This window comes from Pseudoalteromonas sp. GW168-MNA-CIBAN-0100 (genome assembly GCF_040309225.1).
In the GTDB taxonomy this organism is placed as follows: domain Bacteria; phylum Pseudomonadota; class Gammaproteobacteria; order Enterobacterales; family Alteromonadaceae; genus Pseudoalteromonas; species Pseudoalteromonas arctica.
The window spans coordinates 1-252 of the sequence record NZ_JBEOOL010000830.1 but is presented as its reverse complement, the minus strand read 5'-3'; the positions used below and the strand labels follow the sequence as shown (position 1 = coordinate 252).

The window sequence follows — 252 nt, the reverse complement described above, 5'->3', positions numbered from 1 at the left end:
CAGATGTGGCGTTAGTTAACCAACTTGGCTTGTATATTGTAAACAGTGGCGGCAAGCGCGTGCGCCCAATGTTGGCAATACTAGCGGCCAGAGCATTGGGTTATCAGGGTAAAGATCATATTACACTTGCAACTATTGTTGAGTTTATTCATACCGCAACACTATTACATGATGATGTTGTTGATGAATCTAACTTACGCCGAGGCACGCCTACAGCAAATGCTGAGTTTGGTAATGCTGCCAGCGTATTAG

General features: G+C 44.4%; 1 protein-coding gene. It reads left to right on the top strand.

From position 1 onward, the window contains the following. A partial coding sequence (locus AAEY62_RS23610) for a polyprenyl synthetase family protein (RefSeq protein ID WP_350636892.1) occupies window positions 1-252 on the top strand: 252 nt, incomplete at both ends.